We start from the raw sequence: 25,525 nt of genomic DNA, 5'->3' as shown, positions 1-25,525 counted from the left end.
GATCAGGTTCGCTGGCAGCCTGCCGGCGTGCCCTGGCCCACCACGTTGCGTTGTTGATCGTAGAGTTTGGCCCACGGGCGGAAACCGATGCTTCCCGCCTGCAACTGATAACGCTGGCCGGCGTTGAAATCCTTGAATTTCACGCTCAACTGACAATCACGCCATAGCGGCTCGGCATCCGGGCCGATGTTGGTCGCCTCGACCGGAAATTGATAACGCACCCTCAGCTCATGGCTGCCGGGCTGCACTTCGAAATAACGATGATCGACGGAAGCCTTGTCGTCGACTTCCAGCGCCTGGAGCGCCGTGTCCTGTTGCCGGGCATCCAGATCGATCCAGGCTTGCGAGGGGTCGGGGGTCGGCATTCCGAATCCGGCACAACCGGCCAGCGTCAGCACGCTTCCTGTCAGTATCAACATGCGCATAGCGGAGCTCCAATGGGCGGGATAGTCTTGGGCAGACTTTCCGGGGGGATTTCTTATTTTGATCAGGCCGCTTCCAAGCCATGGGTTACTTGATCGCGTTTTGCGGATTTTGTTTCCGGGTGTGATGATTTTGTTGCTCAACGGTTGCTCAAGCCTGAGCTATTACGGCCAGCTGGCCAGCGGTCAGCTGCAGCTTTTGCGGGCGCGGGAGCCGGTGGCCAAGGTGATCGCCGACCCGGCTCGCGACACCAAGCTGCGTACTCACCTGGCCCAATCCCAGAAAGCCCGGACCTTCGCCAGCGAACACCTGCACCTGCCGGACAATCAAAGCTATCGCCTCTACGCCGATATCGGTCGGCCGTTTGTCGTGTGGAATGTGTTCGCCACCCCGGAGTTTTCCCTGAGCCCGCAGAACCATTGCTTCCCGATTGCCGGTTGCGTGGCCTATCGCGGCTACTACAGCCAGAGCGCGGCGCGGGGCGAAGCCGCGATTCAGCGACTGCAAGGCATGGACGTGTCAATCGGCGGCGTCGAGGCCTACTCGACCCTCGGCTGGTTCAACGACCCGATCCTCAATTCGATGATGGGCTGGGGCGACGAGCGTCTGGCGACGCTAATCTTCCACGAACTGGCCCATCAGCGCTTCTATGTTAAGGACGACACCGAGTTCAACGAGTCTTTCGCGACTTTCGTCGAGCAGGAAGGTACGCGGCAATGGCGAGCGTTTCGCGGCTTGCCCCCGGAAAACGACTCGAAGCTCAGGCAGCGCGATCAATTCATTCAGTTGATCCTCGATACCCGCTCACGCCTTGAAAAACTCTATGCGCAGCCATTGGCGACGGCGCAGATGCGCGAGCGCAAGGCGGCGGAGTTCGAACGGTTTCGACAGGATTATCGAGCGATGCGCGATGGCCAGTGGGCTGGCGACAAACGCTATGACGCCTGGGTCAATGCGCCGTTGAACAACGCACGGCTGTTGCCGTTCGGGCTATATGACCAATGGGTACCGGCGTTTGCGGCGTTGTTCGGGCAAGTGAAGGGAGATTGGCAGCAGTTTTATGCGCGGGTCGAACAGCTGGGTAAATTGCCGGCGGACAAGCGCAAGGCAGCACTGCGTGAGCTGGCTGCCCTTCGCCCGGATTGAAGATCAGCGCTGCAAAAACGCCTGATGCAGCTCCGCCAGCGTCTCGAAGTGATACGCCGGTGCTTCAGCGCTCAGCTCTTCATGGCTGCCAAAACCGTAACCCACGGCCGCCGCGTCCAGACCGTTGCTGCGAGCACCGATCAGGTCGTGCTTGCGGTCACCGATCATCAACGTACTGGCCGGGTCCAGTCTTTCCTCGGCGATCAGGTGGGCAATCAGCTCGACCTTGTTGGTACGGGTGCCGTCCAGTTCGCTGCCGTAGATCACCTTGAAGTGTTTGGCAAAATCAAAGTACCGGGCGATTTCCCGAGCGAACACCCACGGCTTCGACGTCGCGATATACAGCTGCCGGCCCTGGCCGCTCAGGGTTTCCAACAACGGCGCGACGCCGTCGAACACCCGGTTCTCGTACAGGCCGGTAACCTTGAAGCGCTCGCGGTAGTAATTCACCGCCTCCCAGGCCTTGGCTTCGTCGAAACCATAAAACTGCATGAACGCCTGCAACAGCGGCGGGCCGATGAAGTGTTCCAGTCTGGTCAGATCCGGCTCGTCGATGCCGAGTTTGCTCAAGGCGAACTGGATGGAGCGGGTGATGCCCTCACGCGGGTCGGTGAGGGTGCCGTCAAGGTCGAACAGTACGGTCTGGTAATGCATGAAAAATCCCGGGCGGTAGAAAGAAAAGTCAGAGCTGGTCGTAGCCTTCAGCCAGATGCAGGTCCTTGAGCTTCACGTAGTTCGCCGCGCTATAGGTGAAAAAGGCGTTTTCCTTGTCGGTCAGCGGGCGGACCTGTTTCACCGGACTGCCCACGTAAAGAAAGCCGCTTTCCAGGCGCTTGCCCGGTGGCACCAGGCTACCGGCGCCGATGATCACATCGTCCTCGACCACTGCGCCGTCCATGACGATGCTGCCCATGCCGATCAACACGCGGCTGCCGACGGTGCAGCCATGCAGCATGACCTTGTGGGCGATGGTCACGTCATCGCCAATCAACAGCGGAAAGCCGTCTGGATTGAACGGGCCGGCGTGGGTGATGTGCAGCACACAGCCATCCTGCACGCTGGTGCGCGCGCCGATACGGATGCGGTGCATGTCGCCGCGGATCACCGTCAACGGCCACACGGAGCTGTCTTCGCCGATTTCGACGTCGCCGATCACCACCGCCGAGCCGTCGACAAAAGCGCCTTGGCTCAAGCGTGGGGTGTGATTCTGGTACTTGCGAAGGGACACGATTAGTTCTCTCTCTGTCGCCGATAGCTGCGGTGGGTGTCGATTGTAATTAAGATGGGCGCATGTTTCTTCCAGCCAAGGTGCCAACCGTGAGCGTGAACAACCCTCTTCTGCAGTCCTACGACCTGCCGCCGTTCTCCGCGATCCGTGCCGAACACGTGCAGCCGGCCATCGAAACCATCCTGGCCGACAACCGCGCCGCCATCGCCGAGATCCTCAAGACCCAGGGCCAGAACCCGACCTGGGCCGGGCTGGTGCTGGCGATGGACGAACTCAATGATCGCCTGGGCGCTGCCTGGAGTCCGGTCAGCCACCTCAATGCCGTGTGCAACAGCGCCGAACTGCGTGAAGCCTACGAGTCGTGCCTGCCGGCATTGAGCGCCTACTCCACCGAAATGGGCCAGAATCGCGAGCTGTTCCAGGCCTATGAAGCCCTGGCCAACAGCCCGGAAGCCGCCAGTTTCGACGTCGCCCAGAAAACCATTCTGGAACATGCGCTGCGCGATTTCCGCCTCTCGGGTATCGATCTGCCCGAAGCCGATCAGAAGCGCTACGCCGAAGTACAGAGCAAGCTGTCCGAGCTGGGCAGCCGCTTCTCCAACCAGTTGCTCGACGCCACCCAGGCCTGGACCAAGCACCTGACCGACGAAGCCGCCCTCGCCGGCCTGACCGATTCGGCCAAGGCGCAAATGGCTGCTGCCGCACAGGCCAAAGGCCTCGACGGCTGGCTGATCACCCTGGAATTCCCGAGCTACTACGCGGTGATGACCTACGCCCAGGACCGTGCGCTGCGTGAAGAAGTCTACGCTGCCTACTGCACCCGTGCGTCGGATCAAGGCCCGAATGCCGGCCAGAACGACAACGGCCCGGTGATGGACGAAATCCTCGACCTGCGTCAGGAGCTGGCCAAGCTGCTGGGTTTCTCCAGCTTCTCCGAACTGAGCCTGGCCACAAAAATGGCTGAATCCAGCGATCAGGTGCTGAGCTTCCTGCGTGATCTGGCCAAACGCAGCAAACCGTTCGCCGCCCAGGACCTGCAACAGCTCAAGGCTTACGCCGCCGAACAGGGCTGCGCCGATCTGCAAAGCTGGGACAGCGGTTTCTACGGTGAAAAACTCCGTGAACAACGCTACAGCGTCGCCCAGGAAACCCTGCGCGCCTACTTCCCGATCGACAAAGTGCTGGGTGGGCTGTTCGCCATCGTTCAGCGTCTGTACGGCATCGAAATCGCCGAACTGAAAGGCTTCGACACCTGGCACCCGGACGTGCGCCTGTTCGAAATCAAGGAAAACGGTCAGCACGTCGGCCGTTTCTTCTTCGACCTCTACGCCCGCGCCAACAAGCGCGGCGGTGCGTGGATGGATGGCGCCCGCGACCGTCGCCGCACCGTCGACGGCGTGCTGCAAAGCCCGGTGGCCAACCTTGTGTGCAACTTCACCCCGGCCGACAGCGGCAAACCTGCGCTGCTGACCCACGATGAAGTGACCACCCTGTTCCACGAATTCGGCCACGGCCTGCATCACCTGCTGACCCGCGTCGAGCATGCCGGCGTTTCCGGTATCAACGGCGTGGCGTGGGACGCGGTCGAGCTGCCGAGCCAGTTCATGGAAAACTGGTGCTGGGAGCCGGAAGGTCTGGCGCTGATTTCCGGCCACTACGAAACCGGCGAGCCGCTGCCGCAGGATCTGCTGGAAAAAATGCTCGCGGCGAAAAACTTCCAGTCCGGCCTGATGATGGTGCGTCAGCTGGAGTTCTCACTGTTCGACTTTGAACTGCACGCCACCCACGGCGACGGCCGCAGCGTCGCGCAAGTGCTGGAAGGCGTACGCAACGAAGTCTCGGTAATGCGACCTCCGGCCTACAACCGCTTCCCGAACAGCTTCGCGCACATCTTCGCCGGCGGTTACGCGGCGGGTTACTACAGCTACAAATGGGCGGAAGTGCTGTCGGCGGATGCCTTCTCCAAATTCGAAGAAGACGGCGTGCTCAATGCCGACACCGGTCGCGCGTTCCGCGAAGCGATCCTCGCCCGCGGAGGTTCGCAGGCGCCGATGGTGCTGTTCGTCGACTTCCGTGGCCGTGAGCCGTCGATTGACGCACTCTTGCGCCACAGCGGCCTGAGTGAGGACGCGGCAGCATGAGTGAGGCATCCGTGAAGACCAAAAAACGCTTTATCGCCGGGGCGGTCTGCCCGGCGTGCAGCGAGCCGGACAAACTGATGATGTGGAGCGAGGACGATGTCCCGCACCGTGAATGCGTGGCGTGCGGCTACAGCGATACGCTCAATGCCCAAGGGCTGTCGGTTCCAAAAGAGCTGGGCACGCGGGTCAACACCAGCGCGCTCAAGCCGGCACCGGACAAAACGGTTCAGGCGGTGCAGTTCTTCCCGAATCCGAAGCTGAAGAAAAAGCCCGACGAGCAGCACTGATCCAGACCCCCACCTTCCACGATTCGTCGGTGGAAGGTGGTATTGGCTTAACACCTGTCCCCCGCACTTGCTTCGTAGGCTGGCCTTTTGCGCCACGCCTCGAAGGAAGCTGCCATGCCCGACACCAATCCCCTCCTGCAACACTGGACGCTGCCACCCTGGCCGGCGATTCGCGCCGAGCATCTCGTGCCGGCAGTCAACCGCATCATTACCGACAATCGACGCATCATCGCCCAGGTGATCGCCAGTCAAACCGAGCATCCTGGCTGGGATGACCTGGTGCTGAGCATCGACGAAGCCGACGCCCGCCTCAGTGAAATCCGCTCGATTCTCGAAACCCTGTCGGTGGGCAGGTCCGACGATGCCGTCTGGCTTGTAGAAAGCGCCAAGGCGCATCTGGCGATCAATCAGTATCGCTCTGAAAAAGCCCACAATCGCCGGTTGTACGAGACCTATCAGCGTTTGGCGCAGAGCTCGATCGCCGGCAGTTTCGATGAGGCGCGCAACATCGCACTGTCGCGAATTCTGCGCCGATTCAAGCAGTCGGGCATTGAGCTTCCCACTGAACAGCAGCAGGAGCTGGCGCGGTTGAACCGCGAGATCGGAGGCTTGGAATTCGTATTTCTGGACAACCTCGAGCGCTGGGCCGAGGCGTGGAGCAAACGTGTTGACGATGTGGCACTGCTTACGGGCCTGCCGCCGGCGATGAAGGATCGGCTGGCACTCGCCGCACGCCAGACCGGCCATGACGGCTGGTTGATCCGCCTGGACCAGAACACCTTCCAGCACATCCTCAAATACGCCGAGAACCGCGCCTTGCGGGAGGAATGCTATGTGGCCTACATGACCCGTGCCTCCGATCGAGGGCCGCTGGCCGGCCGCTTCGACAACGCCCCGGTACTGAAGAAGCTGCTCGCCTTGCGCCAGCAGAAAGCCCGTTTGCTCGGTCATGAAAACGCCGCGCAACTGAGTCTTGCCAAAAACAGCGCCGGGACAACGGCATGGGTTAGTGGTTTTCTACAGCGTCAGGCGGCGCAACTGGCACCTACCCTCGCGCAGGATTCAGAACAACTGACAGACTTCGCGCAGCAACGCGGGATCGACCGGGTCCAGCCGTGGGATGAAGACTTCCTCGCCGAACAATGGCGCCAGCAGCAGTTTCCCGGTGCGCTTGAAAACCTGCGGGATTACTTCCCGCTCGAGGGCACCCTGCGCAGGCTCTTGCTGTTTTGCGAACGAATGTTCGGGATCCGCATCGTCGAGCAATCCGGCGGTGGGCACTTGCACGACGATGTGCACCTGCTGGAAATCAGCGAGCATGAGCAGGTCATCGGCTACATCTACCTCGATCCGTTTCACCGCGATGGCGCTGCGGATTTCCCCGGCACCTTCACGCTGCGCAACCGCCGGATCAATGCCGAAGGCCGCCCGGCGCTGCCGATTGCCCTGCTCTACAGCAATTTCACACCGGCCAGCGATACCCATCCGTGCCGGCTCGAGCTCCACGATCTGCGGGTGCTGTTTCATGAATTCGGCCATTGCCTCCAGCACGTGCTGACGCGCTCGCCCCATCACAGCCTGTCCGGCATCCTTCAATTGGGCCATGAAGCGGCGGAGTTTTCCGGGCAATTGTTCGAGCAGTGGTGTCTGTCGCGTGAGTTTTTGCTGTGGCTGGGTGCTCATTTTCAGACGGGCAAACGCTTGAGCGCAGCAAGGGTCGACGCGGCATTGTCAGCCAGTCAGGCCCATTCCGCCCGGCAACAGGCCTTGTTGCTGATGGGGGCAATGATCGATTTCGAGCTGCACCTGACCCACGGCGATGGGCGCTCGGTCGAGGAGACTTGCACCGATGTGCAGCGCAGCCTGGGTCATCTGCAACTGCCGGACGATCACCGCTTCGCCAATGGATTCGATTACATGGTGACCCAATACGACGCCTCGGTTTATGCCTACGTCTGGTCGGGCGTGCTGGCTCAGGAAGCGTTCAAGCGCTTCAGCCGGGACTGGGTGTTCAATGCGCAAACCGGTCGTGAGTTTCGCGCAACGTTCTTTACACCGGGTGCGGGGCGTCCGCTCCTGGATGCGGTTGAAGCGTTCATCGGCCGGCCGGTCGCCGGCCTCGTAAATGGGGAGGCCGGAAGGATTACTTCAGATTGACCGTCTGAAACCAGCTCTTCATCGAGCACGTGGCAAACGCGCTGGTGCTGCAATCGCCATTGGCCAGCGCGGTGCGCAACTTATCGACATCGGCCTGCATCACGTAGCGCACGCTGTCGCGGAAGTGACCACTTTCACCAAAGCCGCCCTGAGTCATTTCGTTCAGGGCGTCTTCCTTGCTCCAGCCCTGCACGACGATCCGGTACATCGCCGCCATCAGGCCGGTGCGATCGGAACCGTGCTTGCAGTGCATCAACACCGGGCCATCGGCCTCGGCGGACTGAATGGCACGCAGGGTCTTGAGCACATCACTGTCGTCCACGTGATTGGTGCGATAGGGCAATTGCACCTGATGGATACCGGGGGCTTTCAGCCAGTTGGAATCCGCTTCCGGCAGGAAGTTGATGACCGTGACCACCTTCAGGTTGTTCAGCAACGGCACCGCGCCGTCATCGGGGAGTGCACTGCGGTAAAGCGTGGGCGACATCTGGAACAGGTTGTATTGCACTTCTACCGGTTGCGCCCACTCGACGGGACGGGAAGCCAGAGTGTCCGCGGCTTGAGCTGAAGTCCAGCCGAACAGGGCAAGCAGCGACAAACAGAGTACGGAGGAAAAACGCGTCAGGAACATGCTTTACGGCGACCGTGTGGGTTTCGTCAATGAAGGCCGCAGCTTGCGAGCTTCGCAGTCAAATCCCTGTGAGGCGCTTGTAAAAGAATCGTGAATATCGCGATTCCCTTGATCGAAAAGCGCTGTTTTTTTGGGTGAATCGGTTCATCCGGTTGCTTAGCCTGCTACCATTTGTCACATCATGTTGCAGACGCGTCCCCTTCCCCCGGTCATTCCGGCCACGTCGCAGCCAGAAAATTCTTGAGCCGTTCGCAGAAACGGCTGACAACCATCAATGCCTGATGAGGTGCACCCCCATGTCTGATGAAGATCGAGACAACCCGCGGCGTGAGTTTTTGCGCAAATCCCTGACCCTGATTCCAGTGGTTACCCTCGCCGGCAGCGGACTCGGCAGCACCGTGCTGCAAGCCGCGCCGGAAAGTGCGCCTGCCACGCCCCCGGCGAAACCGGCCGCCGTTGAAGCCAGTACCTATCAGCCAAGCTATTTCACTGCCGAAGAGTGGGCGTTCATCAATGCCGCCGTCGCGCAATTGATCCCCAACGACGCACAAGGCCCAGGTGCACTCGAAGCTGGCGTGCCGGAATACATCGACCGTCAGATGAACACGCCGTACGCCGCCGGTGCCCTCTGGTACATGCAAGGGCCATTCAACGCCGACGCTGCGCCCGAGATGGGCTGGCAGAGCAAACTGGTGCCAAAAGAGATCTATCGCCTCGGCATTGCCGCCACGGATCAGTGGGCAAAATCCATCAACGGTAAAACATTTGCCGAGCAAGACAGCGCTACCCGAGACGATCTGCTCAAGCAGCTTGAAGCCGGAAAACCGCAATTCGACGCGGTTCCGGCGAAGATTTTCTTCAGTCTGCTGTTGCAGAACACCAAGGAAGGGTTCTTCTGCGACCCGATCCACGGCGGCAATAAAGGCATGGTCGGCTGGACCATGATCGGCTTCCCCGGCGCCCGCGCCGATTTCATGGATTGGGTGGAACGCAACGAGCAATACCCCTTCCCGGCAGTTTCGATTCGCGGCAAGAGGGCGTGAGCATGGCAACGGTAATGAAGAAGGTCGACGCAGTGATCGTCGGTTTCGGCTGGACAGGTGCAATCATGGCCAAAGAGCTGACCGAGGCCGGCCTCAACGTGCTGGCGCTGGAACGCGGGCCGATGCAGGACACCTACCCTGACGGCAACTATCCCCAGGTGATCGACGAACTCACCTACAGCGTGCGGAAAAAACTCTTCCAGGACATTTCCAAAGAGACTGTCACCATCCGTCACAGCGTCAACGACATCGCCCTGCCAAACCGCCAGTTGGGCGCGTTCCTGCCGGGCAATGGCGTGGGCGGCGCCGGCTTGCACTGGTCGGGCGTGCACTTTCGGGTCGACCCGATCGAGTTGCGCATGCGCAGCCACTACGAAGAGCGCTACGGCAAAAGCTTCATCCCCAAGGACATGACCATCCAGGACTTCGGCGTCAGCTATGAAGAGCTGGAGCCGTTCTTCGATTTCGCCGAAAAAGTCTTCGGCACCTCCGGCCAGGCCTGGACGGTAAAAGGCCAACTGGTCGGCCAGGGCAAGGGCGGTAACCCGTACGCACCGGATCGCTCGAATCCGTTCCCGCTGCAAGCGCAGAAGAACACGGTTTCCGCACAGCTGTTCGGCAAAGCGGCTACCGAAGTCGGTTACAAACCCTACAACCTGCCATCCGCGAATACGTCAGGGCCGTACACCAACCCCTACGGCGCGCAGATGGGCCCGTGCAACTTCTGCGGTTTCTGCAGTGGCTACGTTTGCTACATGTATTCCAAGGCTTCGCCAAACGTGAACATTCTGCCGGCGCTGAAGCCACTGCCGAATTTCGAATTGCGGCCTAACGCTCATGTGCTGCGGGTCAACCTCGACAGCACGAAAACCAAAGCCACCGGCGTCACCTACATCGACGGCCAGGGCCGGGAGATCGAGCAACCGGCGGACCTGGTGATCCTCGGCGCGTTCCAGTTGCACAACGTGCGCCTGATGCTGCTCTCCGGCATCGGCAAACCCTACGACCCGGTCAGCGGTGAAGGTGTGGTCGGGCGCAACTTTGCCTACCAGAACATGGCCACCATCAAGGCGTTCTTCGACAAGAACACCCACACCAACAACTTCATCGGTGCCGGCGGCAACGGTGTGGCGGTAGATGACTTCAACGCCGACAACTTCGATCACGGGCCGCATGGCTTCGTCGGTGGCTCGCCGATGTGGGTCAACCAGGCCGGCAGCCGACCGATCGCCGGCACCTCCAACCCACCGGGCACCCCGGCCTGGGGCAGTGCGTGGAAACGCGCCACTGCCGATTACTACACCCACCAGGTGTCGATGGACGCCCACGGCGCGCATCAGTCCTACCGTGGCAACTACCTCGATCTGGACCCGGTGTACCGCGATGCCTACGGCATGCCGCTGCTGCGGATGACGTTCGACTGGCAGGAAAACGACATCAAGATGAACCGCTTCATGGTCGAGAAAATGGGCAAGATCGCCGAGGCCATGGGCCCGAAAGCCATCGCCGTGATCGGCAAGAAAGTCGGCGACCACTTCAACACCGCGTCGTACCAGACCACCCACCTCAACGGTGGCGCGATCATGGGCACCGACCCGAAGACCAGCGCGCTCAACCGCTACCTGCAGAGCTGGGACGTGCACAACGTGTTCGTTCCGGGTGCCTCGGCATTCCCGCAAGGCCTGGGTTACAACCCGACCGGGCTGGTTGCTGCGCTGACCTACTGGTCGGCGAAAGCGATCCGCGAGCAATACCTGAAAAACCCCGGCCCGCTGGTTCAGGCTTAAGGAGCGATGACCATGAAAACTCTCGTTATCGCGACCCTGGCGCTGCTCGGCAGCGCTGCCGCCCACGGCGCCGAAATTGATCAATCCTTGATCAAAAAAGGTGAATACCTCGCCCGTGCCGGCGACTGCGTGGCCTGCCACACGGCCAAGAACGGCAAGCCGTTCGCCGGTGGCCTGCCGATGGAAACCCCGATCGGCACGATCTACTCGACCAACATCACACCGGACAAAACCGGTGTCGGTGACTACAGTTTCGAGGACTTCGACCAAGCCTTGCGCCATGGCGTGGCCAAAAACGGCAGTACCTTGTACCCGGCGATGCCGTATCCGTCCTACGCCCGTGTCAGCGAACCCGACATGCAGGCGCTCTACGCCTACTTCATGCACGGCGTGGAACCGGTGGCGCAAGAGAACAAGGCCAGCGATATCCCGTGGCCCTTGAGTATGCGCTGGCCACTGATGGGCTGGCGCTGGCTCTTTGCGCCGAAGGTCGAGGACTACAAACCCGCGTCGGACGATGCCGTCGTCAGCCGTGGGGCATATCTGGTGGAAGGCCTCGGACATTGCGGCGCCTGCCATACGCCACGGGCCTTGACCATGCAGGAAAAATCCCTGAGCGCAGCCGAAGGCAGCAGTTTTCTGTCAGGCAGTGCGCCGCTGGAAGGCTGGATCGCCAAGAGCCTGCGCGGCGACCACAAGGACGGTCTCGGCAGCTGGAGCGAAGAACAACTGGTGCAGTTCCTCAAGACCGGGCGCAGCGACCGCAGTGCGGTGTTCGGTGGCATGAGCGACGTGGTCACCCACAGCATGCAATACATGACCGACGCCGACCTGACCGCGATTGCTCGTTACCTGAAATCGCTGCCGGCCAATGACCCTGCCGACCAGCCGCACCAGTACGACGAAAAAGCTGCCAAGGCCTTGTGGAACGGTGACGACAGTCAGCGCGGTGCGTCGGTCTACATCGACAACTGTGCGGCGTGCCACCGCACGGACGGCCATGGCTACACCCGGGTGTTCCCGGCGCTGGCAGGCAATCCGGTGCTGCAATCGGACGACCCGACTTCGCTGATCCACATCGTGCTCAAGGGTGGAACGCTGCCGGCGACGCACGCGGCACCGTCCACCTTCACCATGCCCGGTTTCGCCTGGCGCCTGTCGGATCAGGAAGTGGCGGATGTCGTGAGCTTCATCCGTGGCAGTTGGGGCAACAAGGGCGCGCCCGTCAAGGCCGCTGATGTCGCCGAATTGCGCAAGGACGATATGAAGCAAACCTCGAACGATGACCTCGGCCAGGTGACACAGCACAACTGACTGTTCGCCAAACGGCACTGGTCAGATCGACAGCGCCTCGATACTGTATATATAAACAGTATCGAGGCACTGCCATGTCCACCCCTCTTCCTCCGCGCGGTCGCGGCACCGCCACCAACCCGCACAACCGCTTCGCGCCGAGTCGCTCGGTGGCCGAGGATGACGGCTGGTTTCAGGAAGTGCCTTTGACCCAAGGCACCGAAGTCAGCTTTGAGACGGCAAAGACCATCATCACCCGCAACACCTCGCCGGACCTGCCCTTCGACCGCTCGATCAATCCCTATCGCGGCTGCGAGCATGGCTGCATTTATTGCTACGCACGTCCCAGCCACGCCTATTGGGACATGTCGCCGGGGCTGGATTTCGAAACCAAACTGATCGCCAAAACCAACGCGGCACAGCTACTGGAAGAACAGCTGGGGAAAAAAGGCTATCAATGCGCGCCGATCAATCTCGGCTCCAACACCGATCCCTATCAGCCGATCGAACGCGAACACAAAATCACCCGCCAGACCCTGGAAGTGCTGCTGCGCTACCGGCACCCGGTGACCATCGTCACCAAGGGCTCGCTGATCCTGCGCGACCTCGACCTGCTCACCGAACTGGCGCAACAACGGCTGGTGGCGGTGATGATCAGCCTGACCACCCTGGACGACGAGCTCAAACGCATTCTCGAACCCCGCGCTGCAGCGCCCAAGGCCCGGTTGCGGGCGATCCGGGTCATGCGCGAGGCGGGGATTCCGGTCGGTGTGCTGTGTTCGCCGATGATTCCGATGATCAACGACAGCGAAATCGAAAGCCTGCTGACCGAGGCCCACGCGGCCGGCGCCCAGAGCGCGGCCTACATGATGCTGCGCCTGCCGCTGGAAGTGGCGCCGCTGTTCGAGGAATGGCTTGAGGCGCACTACCCGCAACGTGCGGCGCATGTGATGAGCCTGATCCGCCAGAGCCGTGGCGGCGAGCTGTACGACAGCCGTTTCGGTGCCCGGATGCGCGGCGAGGGTCCGTTCGCCGATCTGCTCGCCCAGCGCTTCGCCAAAGCGATCAAGCGCCTGGGGCTCAATCACCGCGAAGGTTTCAACCTCGATTGCACGGCCTTCTGTCCACCGGGTCGCCAGATGGCGCTGATTTAGGGTCAATTGGCCTATGGTTGAGAGGAAGTAATGCTTGACCGGTTTACCCCGGTCACGTTTTTTGTGACCTGGAACACACGTTCTAGAGCGCTTGATTCAGTTTGAGTTAAGTTTCGGCGGTTACCTTGTTCATCGAGTGACTGACGGGTCGGGATGACCCGGATGTTCTAAACAGCCACTGGCTTCACACCGGAATACACGGGAACGACTCCCCGAATCCGCCAATGAGGATGAATCATGAGTGACAAGGATAAACAGCCGTTGGCTGCGTCGGCGCAAGCCGCCCCTGTGGCGGAATCCGCCGATGCAGCGTTGAAGCGTATCGTTGACGGCTTTTTGCATTTTCATCATGAGGTCTTTCCGCAGCAGGAAGAACTCTTCAAGAAACTCGCCACGGCACAGTCGCCACGGGCGATGTTCATCACCTGCGCCGATTCGCGCATCGTTCCTGAACTGATCACCCAGAGTTCGCCCGGCGATCTGTTCGTGACCCGTAACGTCGGCAACGTTGTGCCACCCTACGGCCAGATGAACGGCGGCGTTTCCACCGCCATCGAATACGCGGTTCTGGCCCTCGGCGTGCAGCACATCATCATTTGCGGCCACTCCGACTGCGGCGCCATGCGCGCGGTGCTCAACCCGGACAGCCTGGAAAAGATGCCGACGGTCAAAGCCTGGCTGCGCCACGCCGAAGTCGCGAAAACCATGGTGCATGACAACTGCAACTGCGCCGACGAAAAAGAAAGCATGCCGATCCTCACTGAGGAGAACGTCATCGCCCAACTGCAGCACTTGCGTACCCATCCTTCGGTAGCCTCGCGCATGGCGAACGGTCATCTGTTCATCCATGGCTGGGTCTACAACATCGAAACCAGCGAAATCAAAGCTTACGACGCGGATCAGGGTTGCTTCCTGCCGCTCGACGGCAGCCATCCGATTCCGGTGGCGACGCCCAAAGCGCGCTTCTAAATCCTCCTAAAAATCCGTGTGGTTTGACGCCGGCCGCTGTTTCAGCGGCCAGGCCTTGCCACGCCTGAAGAAAACTTCGGGAGTATCGCCATGCGTGCGGCTCAATTGAAAGCTGTGTTGCCACGGGAGCTGCTCGCTTCAGTGGTTGTGTTTCTGGTCGCGTTGCCGCTGTGCATGGGCATTGCCATTGCGTCAGGGCTGCCGCCGGCCAAAGGCCTGATCACCGGGATCATCGGCGGTCTTGTGGTGGGCTGGCTGGCGGGGTCGCCGTTGCAGGTCAGCGGGCCGGCGGCGGGTCTGGCGGTGCTGGTGTTCGAGCTGGTGCGCCAGCACGGCATCGAAATGCTCGGGCCGATCCTGCTGCTCGCCGGTTTTCTGCAACTGGTGGCCGGACGCCTGAAGCTCGGTTGCTGGTTCCGGGTGACGGCGCCAGCGGTGGTATACGGCATGCTCGCGGGGATTGGCGTGCTGATCGTGCTCTCGCAAGTGCATGTGATGCTCGATGCGTCACCGAAACCCTCCGGCCTCGACAACCTCACGGCATTCCCCGGCGCAGTGGCGCAGGCCTTGCCGTCCTTTGGCTGGCAGGCCGGGTTGCTCGGGCTGTCTACCATAGCTGTGATGTGGCTGTGGGAGAAATTCCGCCCGCATTCGCTGCGCTTTATTCCGGGCGCGCTGCTCGGTGTCGGCCTGGCGACAGGCGCCAGCCTGCTGTTGGCGTTGCAAGTGAAACGAGTTGAAGTGCCTGAGAATCTCGCCGAAGCCATCGACTGGCTGAAACCAGCGGACCTGCTCAGTCTCGCCGATCCAACGCTGCTGATCGCCGCGTTCGCCGTGGCCTTCATCGCCAGCGCCGAAACCCTGCTGTCCGCCGCGGCGGTGGATCGCATGCACAGCGGCCCACGTTCGGATTTCGACCGTGAGCTGTCGGCGCAAGGTGTCGGCAACATGCTCTGCGGTCTGGTCGGCGCGCTGCCGATGACCGGGGTGATCGTGCGCAGTTCGGCCAACGTCCAGGCCGGCGCCACCACACGCTACTCAACGATTTTCCATGGCCTGTGGCTGCTGGCGTTCGTGCTGTTGCTGTCGAGCCTGCTGCAGAGCATTCCGGTGGCGAGTCTGGCGGGTGTTCTGGTCTACACCGGTTTCAAACTGGTGAATCTCAAGGCGTTCCGTGGTCTGGGGCGTTATGGCCGGATGCCGATGTTCACCTACGCCGCCACGGCGCTGGCGATCATCTTCACCGACCTGTTGACGGGCGTATTGATCGGTTTCGGCCTGACTTTGTTGAAACTGGCGTTCAAGGCCTCGCGCCTGAAAATCAGCCTGATCGATCTGCCGCAGGAAGGGGAAATGGAGTTGCGTCTGGTGGGCGCCGCGACGTTCCTCAAAGTGCCGGCACTGACTCAGGTGCTGGGCAGCATTCCGCCGGGCACGACGGTGCATGTGCCGCTCAACAACCTGAGCTACATCGACCATTCGTGTCTGGAACTGCTCGAAGAGTGGGGCCGGGCGAATGCGGCCAAGGGGGCGAAACTGTTGATCGAGTCTCGCGGTTTGAAGCGACGGCTCGAGGGGCGGATCCGCACCACCACCGGGATCGGTGCGTCGGGCTGAAAACACTGGGGGAACAGAGCAATCTGTTCCCCCAATCGTTTGCGCAGAGATCAAGCAGCAGGCTGATCCAGCTCCAGGCCCACGCCCAGACGGCGGCTCATGCACGGCCAGCGTTTCCATGCCGCACCGGTGTCCGGGCTGCTGAGTTTCTCGCGGTAGGCTTCCACCGACTCCAGCGCAAAGCTGTCGTCGTCGAGCATGCTGTCCACCGCGTGATGCACCACTTCGTCGAGTTGGTTGGCAAATTCCTCACCGATCAACTGGTGAGCAATCAGATTGGCGACCGTCATGTCCAAGGGGATCAGTGGCTGGCCGAAATGCTTGATGTACAGGTCGTTGACCTCTTCGACAAAACGGTGCGCCAGATAGGCTTCGTCCATCAGACTGTCCAGGCCCACGGGTGGCTGGAGGAAGTACTGCTCGGCGATTTTCAGCACCGGTTTGATCTGCGATTCGATTCCCGCTTCCCTGGCGACTTCATTGGCTGCATCCAGCAGGTCTGGCACTTCGTCGATGTAGGCGGCGACAAAACGCGTCAGCACACCGTTGGCGTCGGTTTCCGGCAACTGGATCGCCGGGTGCAGGTGTTGCATTTGAGCTTCGAGCTGACGGGTCAGCTTTCCGGTTTCAATCTCGTGTTGTCGGGCTATGTGTATTTGCTCGCGCAATGCGGCGGTGTTCATGAAAACTCCAGGAAACAAGGCAATGAAATAGGGAAGACATAACTTAGCTGGCTTACGAAAAATGCTAAGACGCATTTGTCATAATTATTTCATCCTTGATGCACCGGCGTTATATCGGTTTGCCACCACTCGTCTGCATCCTTCTCCATTCGTGCCCTGGAACGCAAGTGCCAGCTGTTTCATTCGATTTACGTCCGCACATTGCATTTTTCAGCCGCTGTCTATACTCGCCAGTGAATGGAGTTAGCTGATGACGCCCGACTGCACCCGCAGCAAGGCCCGGCGATTCAAGTTCGTAGTCTGATGCAGCCGATCCCTTGCCGCAGGCGAAAGCCGGCGGGATAACAAGAACGATAAGGGGAACCCGCAATGATGCGACATCCACACGTCTGGATGGGCCTCCTGTTGTGGTCGATTTTCAGCCCGGTGCAAGCTGCCTGGACTGTGAATATGGCGCCTGGAGCGACTGAAATCAGTCACGCAGTATTCGACCTGCACATGACCATTTTCTGGATCTGTGTGGTGATCGGGATCATCGTCTTCGGCGCCATGTTCTGGTCGATGATGGTGCACCGCCGTTCTACCGGGCAGGTCGCCGCAAAATTCCACGAAAGCACCACCGTCGAAATTCTCTGGACCGTCGTCCCGCTGCTGATCCTGGTGGCGATGGCCGTTCCGGCGACCGCGACCCTGATCAAGATGTACGACACCAGTGAGCCGGATATCGATATCCAGATCACCGGTTATCAGTGGAAGTGGCACTACAAATACCTGGGCCAGGACGTCGAGTTCTTCAGCAACCTGGCCACCCCCGCCGAGCAGATCCACAACAAGGAAGCCAAGGGCGAGCACTACCTGCTCGAGGTCGACAAGCCGCTGGTGCTGCCGACCGGGGCCAAGGTGCGCTTCCTCGTGACCTCCGCCGACGTGATCCACTCCTGGTGGGTGCCGGCCTTCGCGGTCAAGCGCGATGCGATCCCCGGGTTCGTCAACGAAGCCTGGACCCGCATCGACAAGCCCGGCCTCTACCGTGGCCAGTGCGCCGAGCTGTGCGGCAAGGACCACGGCTTCATGCCGATCGTGGTCGACGTCAAGGAGAAGGCCGACTACGAAAAATGGCTCGCCGAGCGCAAGGCCGAAGCGTTGCAGCTCAAGGAGCTGACCAGCAAGGAATGGACCCTCGACGAACTCAAGGAACGTGGCGACAAGATCTACCACACCACCTGCGTCGCCTGTCACCAGGCTGAAGGCCAGGGCCTGCCGCCGATGTTCCCGGCCCTCAAGGGCTCGAAAATCGCCACCGGCCCGAAAGAGGCGCACCTGAGCATTGTCTTCCACGGCAAGCCCGGCACCGCCATGGCGGCGTTCGGCAAGCAGCTGTCGGAAGTCGATATCGCAGCGGTCGTGACCTACGAACGTAACGCCTGGGGCAACAACAAGGGCGACATGGTCACGCCAAAAGAAGTGCTGGAGCTGAAACAGGCGGAAAGCAAATGAGCCGGTCTATTGCGTACTTCGTGAACCGGTCGGGGCCCTGCGCCTCGGCCTGCCCAGTCCACTCACTTGAAGGAGACCGGCCATGAGCGCTGTCATCGATGACCACGGTCATGCCGACCACGACCACGCCCACGGCCCCGCCAAAGGCCTGATGCGCTGGGTGCTGACTACCAACCACAAGGACATCGGCACGCTGTACCTGTGGTTTGCATTCTGCATGTTCCTGCTCGGCGGCTCGTTCGCCATGGTGATCCGCGCCGAGCTGTTCCAGCCCGGATTGCAGATCGTCGAGCCTGCGTTCTTCAACCAGATGACCACCATGCACGGCCTGGTGATGGTGTTCGGTGCGGTGATGCCGGCGTTCGTCGGCCTCGCCAACTGGATGATCCCGTTGATGGTCGGTGCGCCGGACATGGCCCTGCCGCGGATGAACAACTTCAGCTTCTGGCTGCTGCCGGCGGCGTTCCTGCTGCTGGTCTCGACCCTGTTCACCCCCGGTGGCGGGCCGAACTTCGGCTGGACGTTCTACGCGCCGCTGTCCACCACCTATGCCCCGGAAAGCGTGACGTTCTTCATCTTCGCCATCCACCTGATGGGGATCAGTTCGATCATGGGCGCGATCAACGTGATCGCCACCATCCTCAACCTGCGCGCCCCCGGCATGACCCTGATGAAAATGCCGCTGTTCGTCTGGACGTGGCTGATCACCGCGTTCCTGCTGATCGCGGTGATGCCGGTGCTGGCCGGGTGCGTGACGATGATGCTGATGGACATCCACTTCGGCACCAGCTTCTTCAGTGCCGCCGGTGGCGGTGACCCGGTGCTGTTCCAGCATGTGTTCTGGTTCTTCGGCCACCCCGAGGTGTACATCATGATCCTGCCGGCCTTCGGTGCCGTCAGCCAGATCATCCCGACCTTCTCGCGCAAGCCGCTGTTCGGCTACACCTCGATGGTCTACGCCACGGCGAGCATCGCGTTCCTGTCGTTCATCGTCTGGGCGCACCACATGTTCGTGGTGGGCATCCCGCTGGTGGGCGAATTGTTCTTCATGTACGCGACGATGCTGATCGCGGTGCCGACCGGGGTGAAGGTGTTCAACTGGGCCAGCACCATGTGGCAAGGCTCGATGACCTTCGAGACGCCGATGCTGTTTGCCGTGGCGTTCGTGATTCTGTTCTCGATCGGCGGTTTCTCCGGGCTGATGCTGGCCATCGCTCCGGCGGACTTCCAGTACCAGGACACCTACTTCGTGGTCGCGCACTTCCACTACGTGCTGGTGCCGGGGGCGATCTTCGGGATCTTCGCGTCGGCCTATTACTGGCTGCCGAAATGGACCGGCCACATGTACGACGAAACCCTGGGCAAGCTGCACTTCTGGCTGTCCTTCGTCGGCATGAACCTGACCTTCTTCCCGATGCACTTCGTGGGTCTGGCGGGCATGCCCCGGCGAATTCCGGACTACAACCTGCAGTTCGCCGACTTCAACATGGTGTCGTCGATCGGCGCGTTCATGTTCGGTGCCACGCAGATCTTCTTCCTGTTCATCGTGATCAAGACCATCCGTGGCGGCGAGCCGGCTCCGGCCAAACCGTGGGATGGTGCCGAAGGTCTGGAGTGGAGCGTGCCGTCACCGGCGCCGTATCACACCTTCACCACGCCGCCGGAAGTGAAATGAACCCTGTAGCCGTTGAGGGCCGCCACCATGGCTGACTCGATTTCGATGAAGAAGCTGGTCACCCGACTGCTCGGCGTGGTGGTGGCGATGTTCGTCTTCGGTTTTGCCCTGGTGCCGATTTACGACGTGATGTGCAAAGCGTTCGGCATCAACGGCAAGACCGCCGGGCAGTACGAGGGCGAGCAGACCGTCGATGCCTCGCGGCAAGTGCGGGTGCAATTCCTGTCGACCAACACCGCCGACATGCCTTGGGACTTCTACCCCAAGCATGACGAACTGACGGCCAACCCCGGCGCGGTGAACGAGATGATCTTCATCGCGCGCAATCCCACCGACAAACCGATGAGCGCTCAAGCCGTACCGAGCATCGCGCCGAGCAATGCGGCGGCGTACTTCCACAAGACCGAATGCTTTTGCTTTACCCAGCAGGTGCTGCAGCCCGGTCAGCAGATCGAGATGCCGGTGCGTTTCATCGTTGACCGCGACATGCCCAAGGACGTGAAGCACCTGACGCTGTCCTACACGCTGTTCGATATCACCGCCCGACATCCTCCGGTGGCTGCAAACACTGGCGGTTAAGCGTGCCCGATAAGGAGAACAATAAATGGCAACTCATGAGCACTATTACGTCCCGGCCCAGAGCAAGTGGCCGATCGTCGCCACGGTGGGGATGTTCGTCACCGTGTACGGTCTGGCGACCTGGTTCAACGATCTGAAGGCAGCGCGTCCGGAATCCCACGGCCCGCTGATCTTTTTCGTCGGCGGCCTGTTGCTGGCGTACATGCTGTTCGGCTGGTTCGGCACGGTGATCAAGGAAAGCCGCGCGGGCTTGTACAGCCCACAACTGGACCGCTCGTTCCGCTGGGGCATGAGCTGGTTCATCTTCTCCGAGGTGATGTTCTTCATTGCCTTCTTCGGTGCGCTGTTCTACGTGCGACACATCTCTGGCCCGGCGCTGGGCGGCGAAGGCACCAAAGGCATCGCCCACATGCTCTGGCCGAACTTCCAGTTCACCTGGCCGCTGCTGCACACGCCGGATCCGAAACTGTTCCCGCCGCCCAAGGAAGTCATCAGCCCTTGGGGCCTGCCGCTGATCAACACCATCCTGCTGGTGAGCTCCAGCGTGACCATCACCATCGCCCACCACGCGCTGAAGAAAGGCCATCGCGGCGCGCTGAAACTGTGGCTGGCGATCACCGTGCTGCTGGGCTGCGCGTTCCTCGGCTTCCAGGCCGAAGAATACATCCACGCCTACCACGAACTGGGGCTGACCCTCGGCTCGGGCATCTACGGCGCGACGTTCTTCATGCTCACCGGTTTCCACGGCGCCCACGTGACCATCGGCACGATCATTCTGTTCGTGATGCTGATGCGCATCATGAAGGGCCATTTCGACAACGAACATCAGTTCGGCTTTGAAGCGGCGAGCTGGTATTGGCACTTCGTCGATGTGGTGTGGATCGGCTTGTTCATCTTCGTTTACGTGCTCTGAGGAACAGAGCTACCAAGGCGCGTGCGACACCAGTTGGCCGCTGTAGAAACCCCAGGCGATCAAGCCGACGGTGCAGGCGGCCAATGCCACCCGAACACTCAAGGCGATCACCAGCCGATTCGAGCTGCTGTCGTCCTTGACCAGGAAAAACAGGCCGCTGAACAGGCTGACCACCGTGGCAATCAGCATCAGGACGATGGCTGCTTTGAGCATGGGAAGAACTCCGGGGGAACAAGCGATGCAGTTGAGTATAGCGATCGCGTTCACTGATTTTCTGGCGCGACCATGAAGCGCTTCCGGCCGGGCGTGGTGCCGACCCTGGTGGTCGGCCTGCTGCTGCCGTTGCTGATTTCGCTGGGCTTCTGGCAGCTGGGCCGGGGCGCGGAGAAAACCGCCCTGCTCGCCAGCTACGCCGAACGCCGCGCCGCCGAACCGATGGCCAGCACCGAGTTGCTGCACAGCGCCGATCCGGCCTTTCGCCGGGTGCATCTGCACGGCCAGTTTGACGCCGCCCACAGCCTGTTGCTGGACAACCGTCAGCGCAACGGCAAGGTCGGCGTCGAATTGCTGCAACCGTTTCAGGATCAGCGCAGCGGCCAGTGGCTGCTGGTCAATCGCGGCTGGCTGCCATGGCCGGACCGGCGCACGGCCCCGCAGTTCAACACACCGGTCGACGCCGTGGATGTCGATGCCTGGGTGTATGTCGCCCCCGGCGCCACCTTCCAGTTGCATGCCGATCCGGTCAGCAGCACCTGGCCGCAAACCGTCACCGCCGTCGAACCCACGAAGCTGTGGAAAACCCTCGAACGCGACGGTTTCGCCTACGAATTACGCGCCGAACCCGGCCCCGCCAGCTATCAGGCCGACTGGCCGGTGGTCGCGATGGGCCCGGAAAAACACCTCGGTTACGCCGTGCAGTGGTTCGCCATGGCCACCGCCCTGCTCGGTCTCTACCTCTATCTCGGCTGGCACAACGCAAAGGAGAAACACCATGGGAGCGGCCATGAATCCACCCAGCATGTCTGAAGCAAAAGCCCCGGCCAGTCGCCGTCGCGGACGCATCCAACTGCTGTTGATCGTGCTCGGCGTGGTCGGTCCGATGATCCTCGCCACCGGCATGTACAAGTTGCAGTTCTGGGTGCCGGAAGGTCGCAGCTATCACGGCGAACTGATCGGCAACGGCCAGACCCGCGCCGACCTCGGCATCCAGGCTGACGAAACGCGCTGGCAGATGCTGGTCACCGCACCGAAGGATTGCGCGGTGGACTGCCAGCAACTGGTGTACCTGGCGCGGCAGATCCAGATTGGCCTGGGCCGCGAAGCCGGGCGCGCCAGCCACGCCCTGGCCGCTGCACAACCGTTGGCTGCCGAATACGAAGCCAAGCTGACCCGCGAATATCCGCAGCTGCAACGCTACCCGCTGGACGCAGCGACCTTCAGCAAGGCCACGGGCGACAAGGCCACGCCGCAACTGTGGATCATCGATCCCCACGGCAACCTCGTGCTGCGCTACGACCCGAGCGTCAAGGGCAAGGATCTGCTCAACGACCTGCGCCACCTGCTGAAACTGTCGAACATCGGATAAGGGCATCGTCATGGCCAAACCAGGATTTCGCCTCGCGCTGTTTGCCACCCTGCTGGCACTGATCGTGGTGCTGCTCGGCGCCTACACCCGCCTGACCCACGCCGGCCTCGGCTGTCCGGACTGGCCGGGCTGCTACGGGTTCATCAGCGTGCCGAAAAGCGAAGCCCAACTGGCCCATGCCGAACTGCATTACCCCGACTCGCCAGTGGAGGCGCATAAAGGCTGGAACGAGATGATCCATCGCTACTTCGCCGGCACCCTCGGCCTGCTGATCTCGATTCTGGCCGGGCGCGCGTGGGTTAACCGCCGTCATCCGGGGCAACCGCTGAAGCTGCCGCTGTTTCTGCTGGCGGTGGTGTTCGCCCAGGCGGCGTTCGGCATGTGGACGGTGACACTCAAGCTCTGGCCGCAAGTGGTGACCGGGCATTTGCTCGGTGGCTTCGCGACGTTGAGCCTGCTGTTTCTGCTGACGTTGCGACTGTCCGGCGTACTGCCGGCACTGACCGTGCCCAAGCGTCTGCAATATTGGGCGACTGCCGGATTGCTGTTGGTGATCGGCCAGATTGCTCTCGGCGGCTGGGTCAGTTCCAACTACGCGGCGGTGGCCTGCATCGACTTCCCGACCTGCCACGGCCAATGGCTGCCCCCGGCAGATTTCGCCAACGGCTTTCACCTGACTCAACACATCGGCCCCAATTACCTGGGCGGGCAACTCGACAGCGATGCGCGCACGGCAATTCACCTGACCCACCGCATCGGCGCGTTGCTGGTGACGGTCGTCCTGCTCGGTCTGGCCTGGCAACTGAAAGTGGTGGGCATGACGCGACTGGCCGGGCTGGTGCTGATCGCCCTCGGCGCGCAGATCACCCTCGGCATCAGCAACGTGCTGTTCCATCTGCCGCTGCCGGTGGCCGTGGCGCATAACGCCGGCGGTGCAGCGCTGCTGCTGACCATGGTGCTGGTCAACTATCACGCGCGAACCAGTCTGGTTCGGGTCAGGCAGCCGATGATCGCGCGCTGGCGCCTCAGCCCGCGCAAACACTCGGCGGCGCCCATCACTATTAAAGGAGAGACGCCATGGCGATTCTGATCGGCGAACGTCCGGCGCAGGCGCTGTGGCGTGATTACCTGGAGCTGACCAAACCGAAAGTCGTGGTGCTGATGCTGATCACCTCGCTGGTGGGCATGTTCCTCGCGACCCGCGCCGGGGTGCCGTGGACGGTGCTGGTGTTCGGCAACCTGGGGATCGCGTTGTGTGCCGGTGGCGCGGCGGCGGTCAATCATGTGGTGGACCGGCGCATCGATGCGGTCATGGCCCGCACCCACAAACGGCCGCTGGCCGACGGCCGGGTTTCGCCCACAGGCGCACTGACCTTTGCGCTGGTGCTGGCACTGCTCGGCCAGGCCCTGCTGCTGACCTTCACCAATCCGCTGACTGCGTGGCTGACCCTGGCCTCGCTGCTCGGCTACGCGGTGATCTACACCGGTTTCCTCAAACGCGCGACGCCGCAGAACATCGTCATCGGTGGCCTTGCCGGCGCCGCGCCGCCGCTGCTCGGCTGGACCGCCGCGACCGGCCACGTCAGCGCCGAACCGTTGCTGCTGGTGCTGATCATCTTCGCCTGGACCCCGCCGCACTTCTGGGCGCTGGCCATCCACCGCAAGGAGGAATACGCCAAGGCCGACATTCCGATGCTGCCGGTCACCCATGGCGAGCACTACACCAAGGTGCACATTCTGCTGTACACCTTCGCCCTGCTGGCGGTCAGCCTGTTGCCGTACGTGATCCACATGAGCGGCCTGCTGTACCTGATCTGCGCGCTCGGTCTGGGAGCCAGGTTTCTGCAATGGGCCGTGGTGCTGTACCGTGGCACTCGGCCGCACGCGGCGATCAACACCTTCAAGTACTCTATCTGGTACCTGTTTCTGCTGTTCATCGCCCTGCTCGTAGACCACTACTTACTGTTGAACCTATGACTCGAACCCAGAAAACCGTCTTCATCCTCGTCGCTGTGATCGCGCTGATCCTCGGCCTGACCGTCAACAAAGTGCTGAGCGGCAAGGGCCAGGGCGACCCGACCGCACTGATCGACGCCGGCATCATCCTGCTGCCGCAGAGCCGCAACCTGCCGGACGTGACGATGACCAATCAGGACGGCCAGCCGGTCACGGTCAACGAGCTCAAGGGCAAGTGGAGCCTGCTGTTCTTCGGCTACACCTTCTGCCCGGACATCTGCCCGACCACCCTCGCCCAGCTGCGCCAGATCAAAAGCGAACTGCCGAAGGATGCTGTGGATAAATTGCAGATCGTGCTGGTCAGCGTCGATCCGAACCGCGACAACCCTGCGCAGTTGAAGCAGTACCTGGGCTACTTCGATCCACAGTTCATCGGCCTGACGCCGAAGTCGATCGACGAGCTGCAGAAGGTGGCGAACGCAGTGAGCATTCCGTTCATTCCGGCGGACACCAGCAAGCCGAATTACACGGTGGATCACAGCGGGAACCTGGCGGTGATCGGGCCGGACGGGACACAGCGCGGGTTTATTCGCGCGCCGTTGAACAACGCCAAGCTGGTTGCGCAGTTGCCGGTGATGTTGAACCGCAAGTAAAAACTGAACGCACGAAAAAGGGGACGCCACTGGCGTCCCCTTTTTCGTTTTGATGTCTCGTCCTGAATAAGGTTTACACCTTCTGACCCATTCTCAGGAGGGAGTAAT

General features: G+C 61.4%; 25 protein-coding genes. 19 read left to right on the top strand and 6 right to left on the bottom strand.

Translation table 11 applies throughout. The features are described from left to right. Positions 1-2: 2 nt before the first annotated feature. Entirely contained in the window at positions 3-425 is a 423-nt protein-coding gene (locus tag ACODTD_RS27830; protein WP_489105407.1) for a PA0061/PA0062 family lipoprotein, read from the bottom strand. A 58-nt stretch (positions 426-483) separates the two neighbouring features. On the opposite strand from ACODTD_RS27830, the gene ACODTD_RS27825 reads away from it, so the two are divergent. Continuing rightward, complete coding sequence (locus tag ACODTD_RS27825) at positions 484-1,569, top strand: aminopeptidase (RefSeq protein WP_489105406.1); 1,086 nt, start codon at positions 484-486, stop codon at positions 1,567-1,569. Between the two features lie 3 nt (positions 1,570-1,572). On the opposite strand, the gene ACODTD_RS27820 is transcribed toward ACODTD_RS27825, so the two are convergent. Both ACODTD_RS27820 and ACODTD_RS27815 read right to left on the bottom strand, forming a co-directional pair. Beyond that, complete coding sequence (locus ACODTD_RS27820) at positions 1,573-2,223, bottom strand: HAD family hydrolase (protein ID WP_489105405.1); 651 nt, start codon at positions 2,221-2,223, stop codon at positions 1,573-1,575. A gap of 28 nt (positions 2,224-2,251) precedes the next feature. Continuing rightward, complete coding sequence (locus ACODTD_RS27815; RefSeq protein ID WP_064379538.1) at positions 2,252-2,797, bottom strand: gamma carbonic anhydrase family protein; 546 nt, start codon at positions 2,795-2,797, stop codon at positions 2,252-2,254. A 62-nt stretch (positions 2,798-2,859) separates the two neighbouring features. Here ACODTD_RS27815 and prlC point away from each other — a divergent pair, with 62 nt between their 5' ends. The 3 genes from prlC (at position 2,860) to ACODTD_RS27800 (ending at position 7,382) form a co-directional block, all read left to right on the top strand. Beyond that, a complete protein-coding gene (gene prlC, locus ACODTD_RS27810; RefSeq protein WP_282475185.1) occupies positions 2,860-4,938 on the top strand; it encodes an oligopeptidase A in 2,079 nt (692 codons plus the stop codon). Then, positions 4,935-5,225: a YheV family putative zinc ribbon protein gene (locus ACODTD_RS27805; RefSeq protein WP_197869021.1), complete on the top strand. Its 291-nt coding sequence runs from the start codon at positions 4,935-4,937 to the stop codon at positions 5,223-5,225. The genes prlC and ACODTD_RS27805 overlap by 4 nt, the downstream gene beginning before the upstream one ends. A 114-nt stretch (positions 5,226-5,339) precedes the next feature. Further along, a complete protein-coding gene (locus ACODTD_RS27800) occupies positions 5,340-7,382 on the top strand; it encodes a M3 family metallopeptidase (protein ID WP_489105404.1) in 2,043 nt (680 codons plus the stop codon). Here ACODTD_RS27800 and ACODTD_RS27795 read toward each other — a convergent pair. Continuing rightward, positions 7,369-8,013, bottom strand: coding sequence for a phosphatase domain-containing protein (locus tag ACODTD_RS27795; RefSeq protein WP_221615853.1), 645 nt, complete (start codon positions 8,011-8,013; stop codon positions 7,369-7,371). The two genes, ACODTD_RS27800 and ACODTD_RS27795, sit on opposite strands and share 14 nt — an antisense overlap. Before the next feature lie 296 nt (positions 8,014-8,309). Here ACODTD_RS27795 and ACODTD_RS27790 point away from each other — a divergent pair, with 296 nt between their 5' ends. From ACODTD_RS27790 to ACODTD_RS27765, 6 genes are all read left to right on the top strand, one after another. Beyond that, complete coding sequence (locus tag ACODTD_RS27790; protein ID WP_221615852.1) at positions 8,310-9,056, top strand: gluconate 2-dehydrogenase subunit 3 family protein; 747 nt, start codon at positions 8,310-8,312, stop codon at positions 9,054-9,056. 2 nt (positions 9,057-9,058) lie between these two features. Continuing rightward, complete coding sequence (locus ACODTD_RS27785; RefSeq protein ID WP_011331807.1) at positions 9,059-10,843, top strand: GMC family oxidoreductase; 1,785 nt, start codon at positions 9,059-9,061, stop codon at positions 10,841-10,843. Positions 10,844-10,855: 12 nt separating this feature from the next. Beyond that, positions 10,856-12,157: a c-type cytochrome gene (locus ACODTD_RS27780; RefSeq protein ID WP_489105403.1), complete on the top strand. Its 1,302-nt coding sequence runs from the start codon at positions 10,856-10,858 to the stop codon at positions 12,155-12,157. A 74-nt stretch (positions 12,158-12,231) separates the two neighbouring features. Continuing rightward, the gene (locus ACODTD_RS27775; RefSeq protein ID WP_489105402.1) at positions 12,232-13,290 is read left to right on the top strand and encodes a PA0069 family radical SAM protein; all 1,059 of its coding nucleotides are present in this window, start codon (positions 12,232-12,234) and stop codon (positions 13,288-13,290) included. Between the two features lie 237 nt (positions 13,291-13,527). Further along, positions 13,528-14,259 (top strand): carbonic anhydrase, encoded by a 732-nt coding sequence (locus ACODTD_RS27770; RefSeq protein ID WP_064592510.1) that lies wholly within the window; start codon positions 13,528-13,530, stop codon positions 14,257-14,259. Between the two features lie 90 nt (positions 14,260-14,349). Beyond that, on the top strand, positions 14,350-15,876 hold the full coding sequence (locus tag ACODTD_RS27765) for a SulP family inorganic anion transporter (protein ID WP_489105401.1): 1,527 nt from the start codon (positions 14,350-14,352) through the stop codon (positions 15,874-15,876). 50 nt (positions 15,877-15,926) lie between these two features. On the opposite strand, the gene ACODTD_RS27760 is transcribed toward ACODTD_RS27765, so the two are convergent. Then, entirely contained in the window at positions 15,927-16,559 is a 633-nt protein-coding gene (locus ACODTD_RS27760) for a hypothetical protein (RefSeq protein WP_489105400.1), read from the bottom strand. A 369-nt stretch (positions 16,560-16,928) separates the two neighbouring features. Between ACODTD_RS27760 and coxB the strand changes: the two genes are divergently transcribed. The 4 genes from coxB (at position 16,929) to ACODTD_RS27740 (ending at position 21,223) form a co-directional block, all read left to right on the top strand. Next, a complete protein-coding gene (gene coxB / locus ACODTD_RS27755; protein ID WP_011331801.1) occupies positions 16,929-18,056 on the top strand; it encodes a cytochrome c oxidase subunit II in 1,128 nt (375 codons plus the stop codon). Positions 18,057-18,138: 82 nt separating this feature from the next. Further along, positions 18,139-19,731, top strand: coding sequence for a cytochrome c oxidase subunit I (gene ctaD, locus ACODTD_RS27750; RefSeq protein WP_007953983.1), 1,593 nt, complete (start codon positions 18,139-18,141; stop codon positions 19,729-19,731). Between the two features lie 27 nt (positions 19,732-19,758). Beyond that, positions 19,759-20,310 (top strand): cytochrome c oxidase assembly protein, encoded by a 552-nt coding sequence (locus tag ACODTD_RS27745; protein WP_011331799.1) that lies wholly within the window; start codon positions 19,759-19,761, stop codon positions 20,308-20,310. A 25-nt stretch (positions 20,311-20,335) separates the two neighbouring features. Next, positions 20,336-21,223: a cytochrome c oxidase subunit 3 gene (locus ACODTD_RS27740; RefSeq protein WP_011331798.1), complete on the top strand. Its 888-nt coding sequence runs from the start codon at positions 20,336-20,338 to the stop codon at positions 21,221-21,223. 9 nt (positions 21,224-21,232) lie between these two features. On the opposite strand, the gene ACODTD_RS27735 is transcribed toward ACODTD_RS27740, so the two are convergent. Next, positions 21,233-21,436: a twin transmembrane helix small protein gene (locus tag ACODTD_RS27735; RefSeq protein ID WP_064379555.1), complete on the bottom strand. Its 204-nt coding sequence runs from the start codon at positions 21,434-21,436 to the stop codon at positions 21,233-21,235. A 72-nt stretch (positions 21,437-21,508) separates the two neighbouring features. On the opposite strand from ACODTD_RS27735, the gene ACODTD_RS27730 reads away from it, so the two are divergent. From ACODTD_RS27730 to ACODTD_RS27710, 5 genes are read left to right on the top strand one after another with little or no spacing between them, the layout of a single operon-like run. Next, complete coding sequence (locus ACODTD_RS27730) at positions 21,509-22,249, top strand: SURF1 family protein (protein WP_011331796.1); 741 nt, start codon at positions 21,509-21,511, stop codon at positions 22,247-22,249. Beyond that, on the top strand, positions 22,215-22,808 hold the full coding sequence (locus tag ACODTD_RS27725) for a hypothetical protein (RefSeq protein ID WP_489105399.1): 594 nt from the start codon (positions 22,215-22,217) through the stop codon (positions 22,806-22,808). The genes ACODTD_RS27730 and ACODTD_RS27725 overlap by 35 nt, the downstream gene beginning before the upstream one ends. Before the next feature lie 10 nt (positions 22,809-22,818). Next, on the top strand, positions 22,819-23,898 hold the full coding sequence (locus ACODTD_RS27720) for a COX15/CtaA family protein (protein WP_011331794.1): 1,080 nt from the start codon (positions 22,819-22,821) through the stop codon (positions 23,896-23,898). Then, on the top strand, positions 23,886-24,785 hold the full coding sequence (gene cyoE, locus ACODTD_RS27715) for a heme o synthase (protein ID WP_041475094.1): 900 nt from the start codon (positions 23,886-23,888) through the stop codon (positions 24,783-24,785). Before ACODTD_RS27720 ends, cyoE begins: the two co-directional genes overlap by 13 nt. Further along, entirely contained in the window at positions 24,782-25,417 is a 636-nt protein-coding gene (locus tag ACODTD_RS27710) for an SCO family protein (RefSeq protein ID WP_007953994.1), read from the top strand. The genes cyoE and ACODTD_RS27710 overlap by 4 nt, the downstream gene beginning before the upstream one ends. Positions 25,418-25,525: the final 108 nt, after the last annotated feature.

This window comes from Pseudomonas sp. FG35 (genome assembly GCF_057809295.1).
Note: the sequence above shows the minus strand (reverse complement) of the source record. Positions and strands in the feature narration are given on the sequence as shown.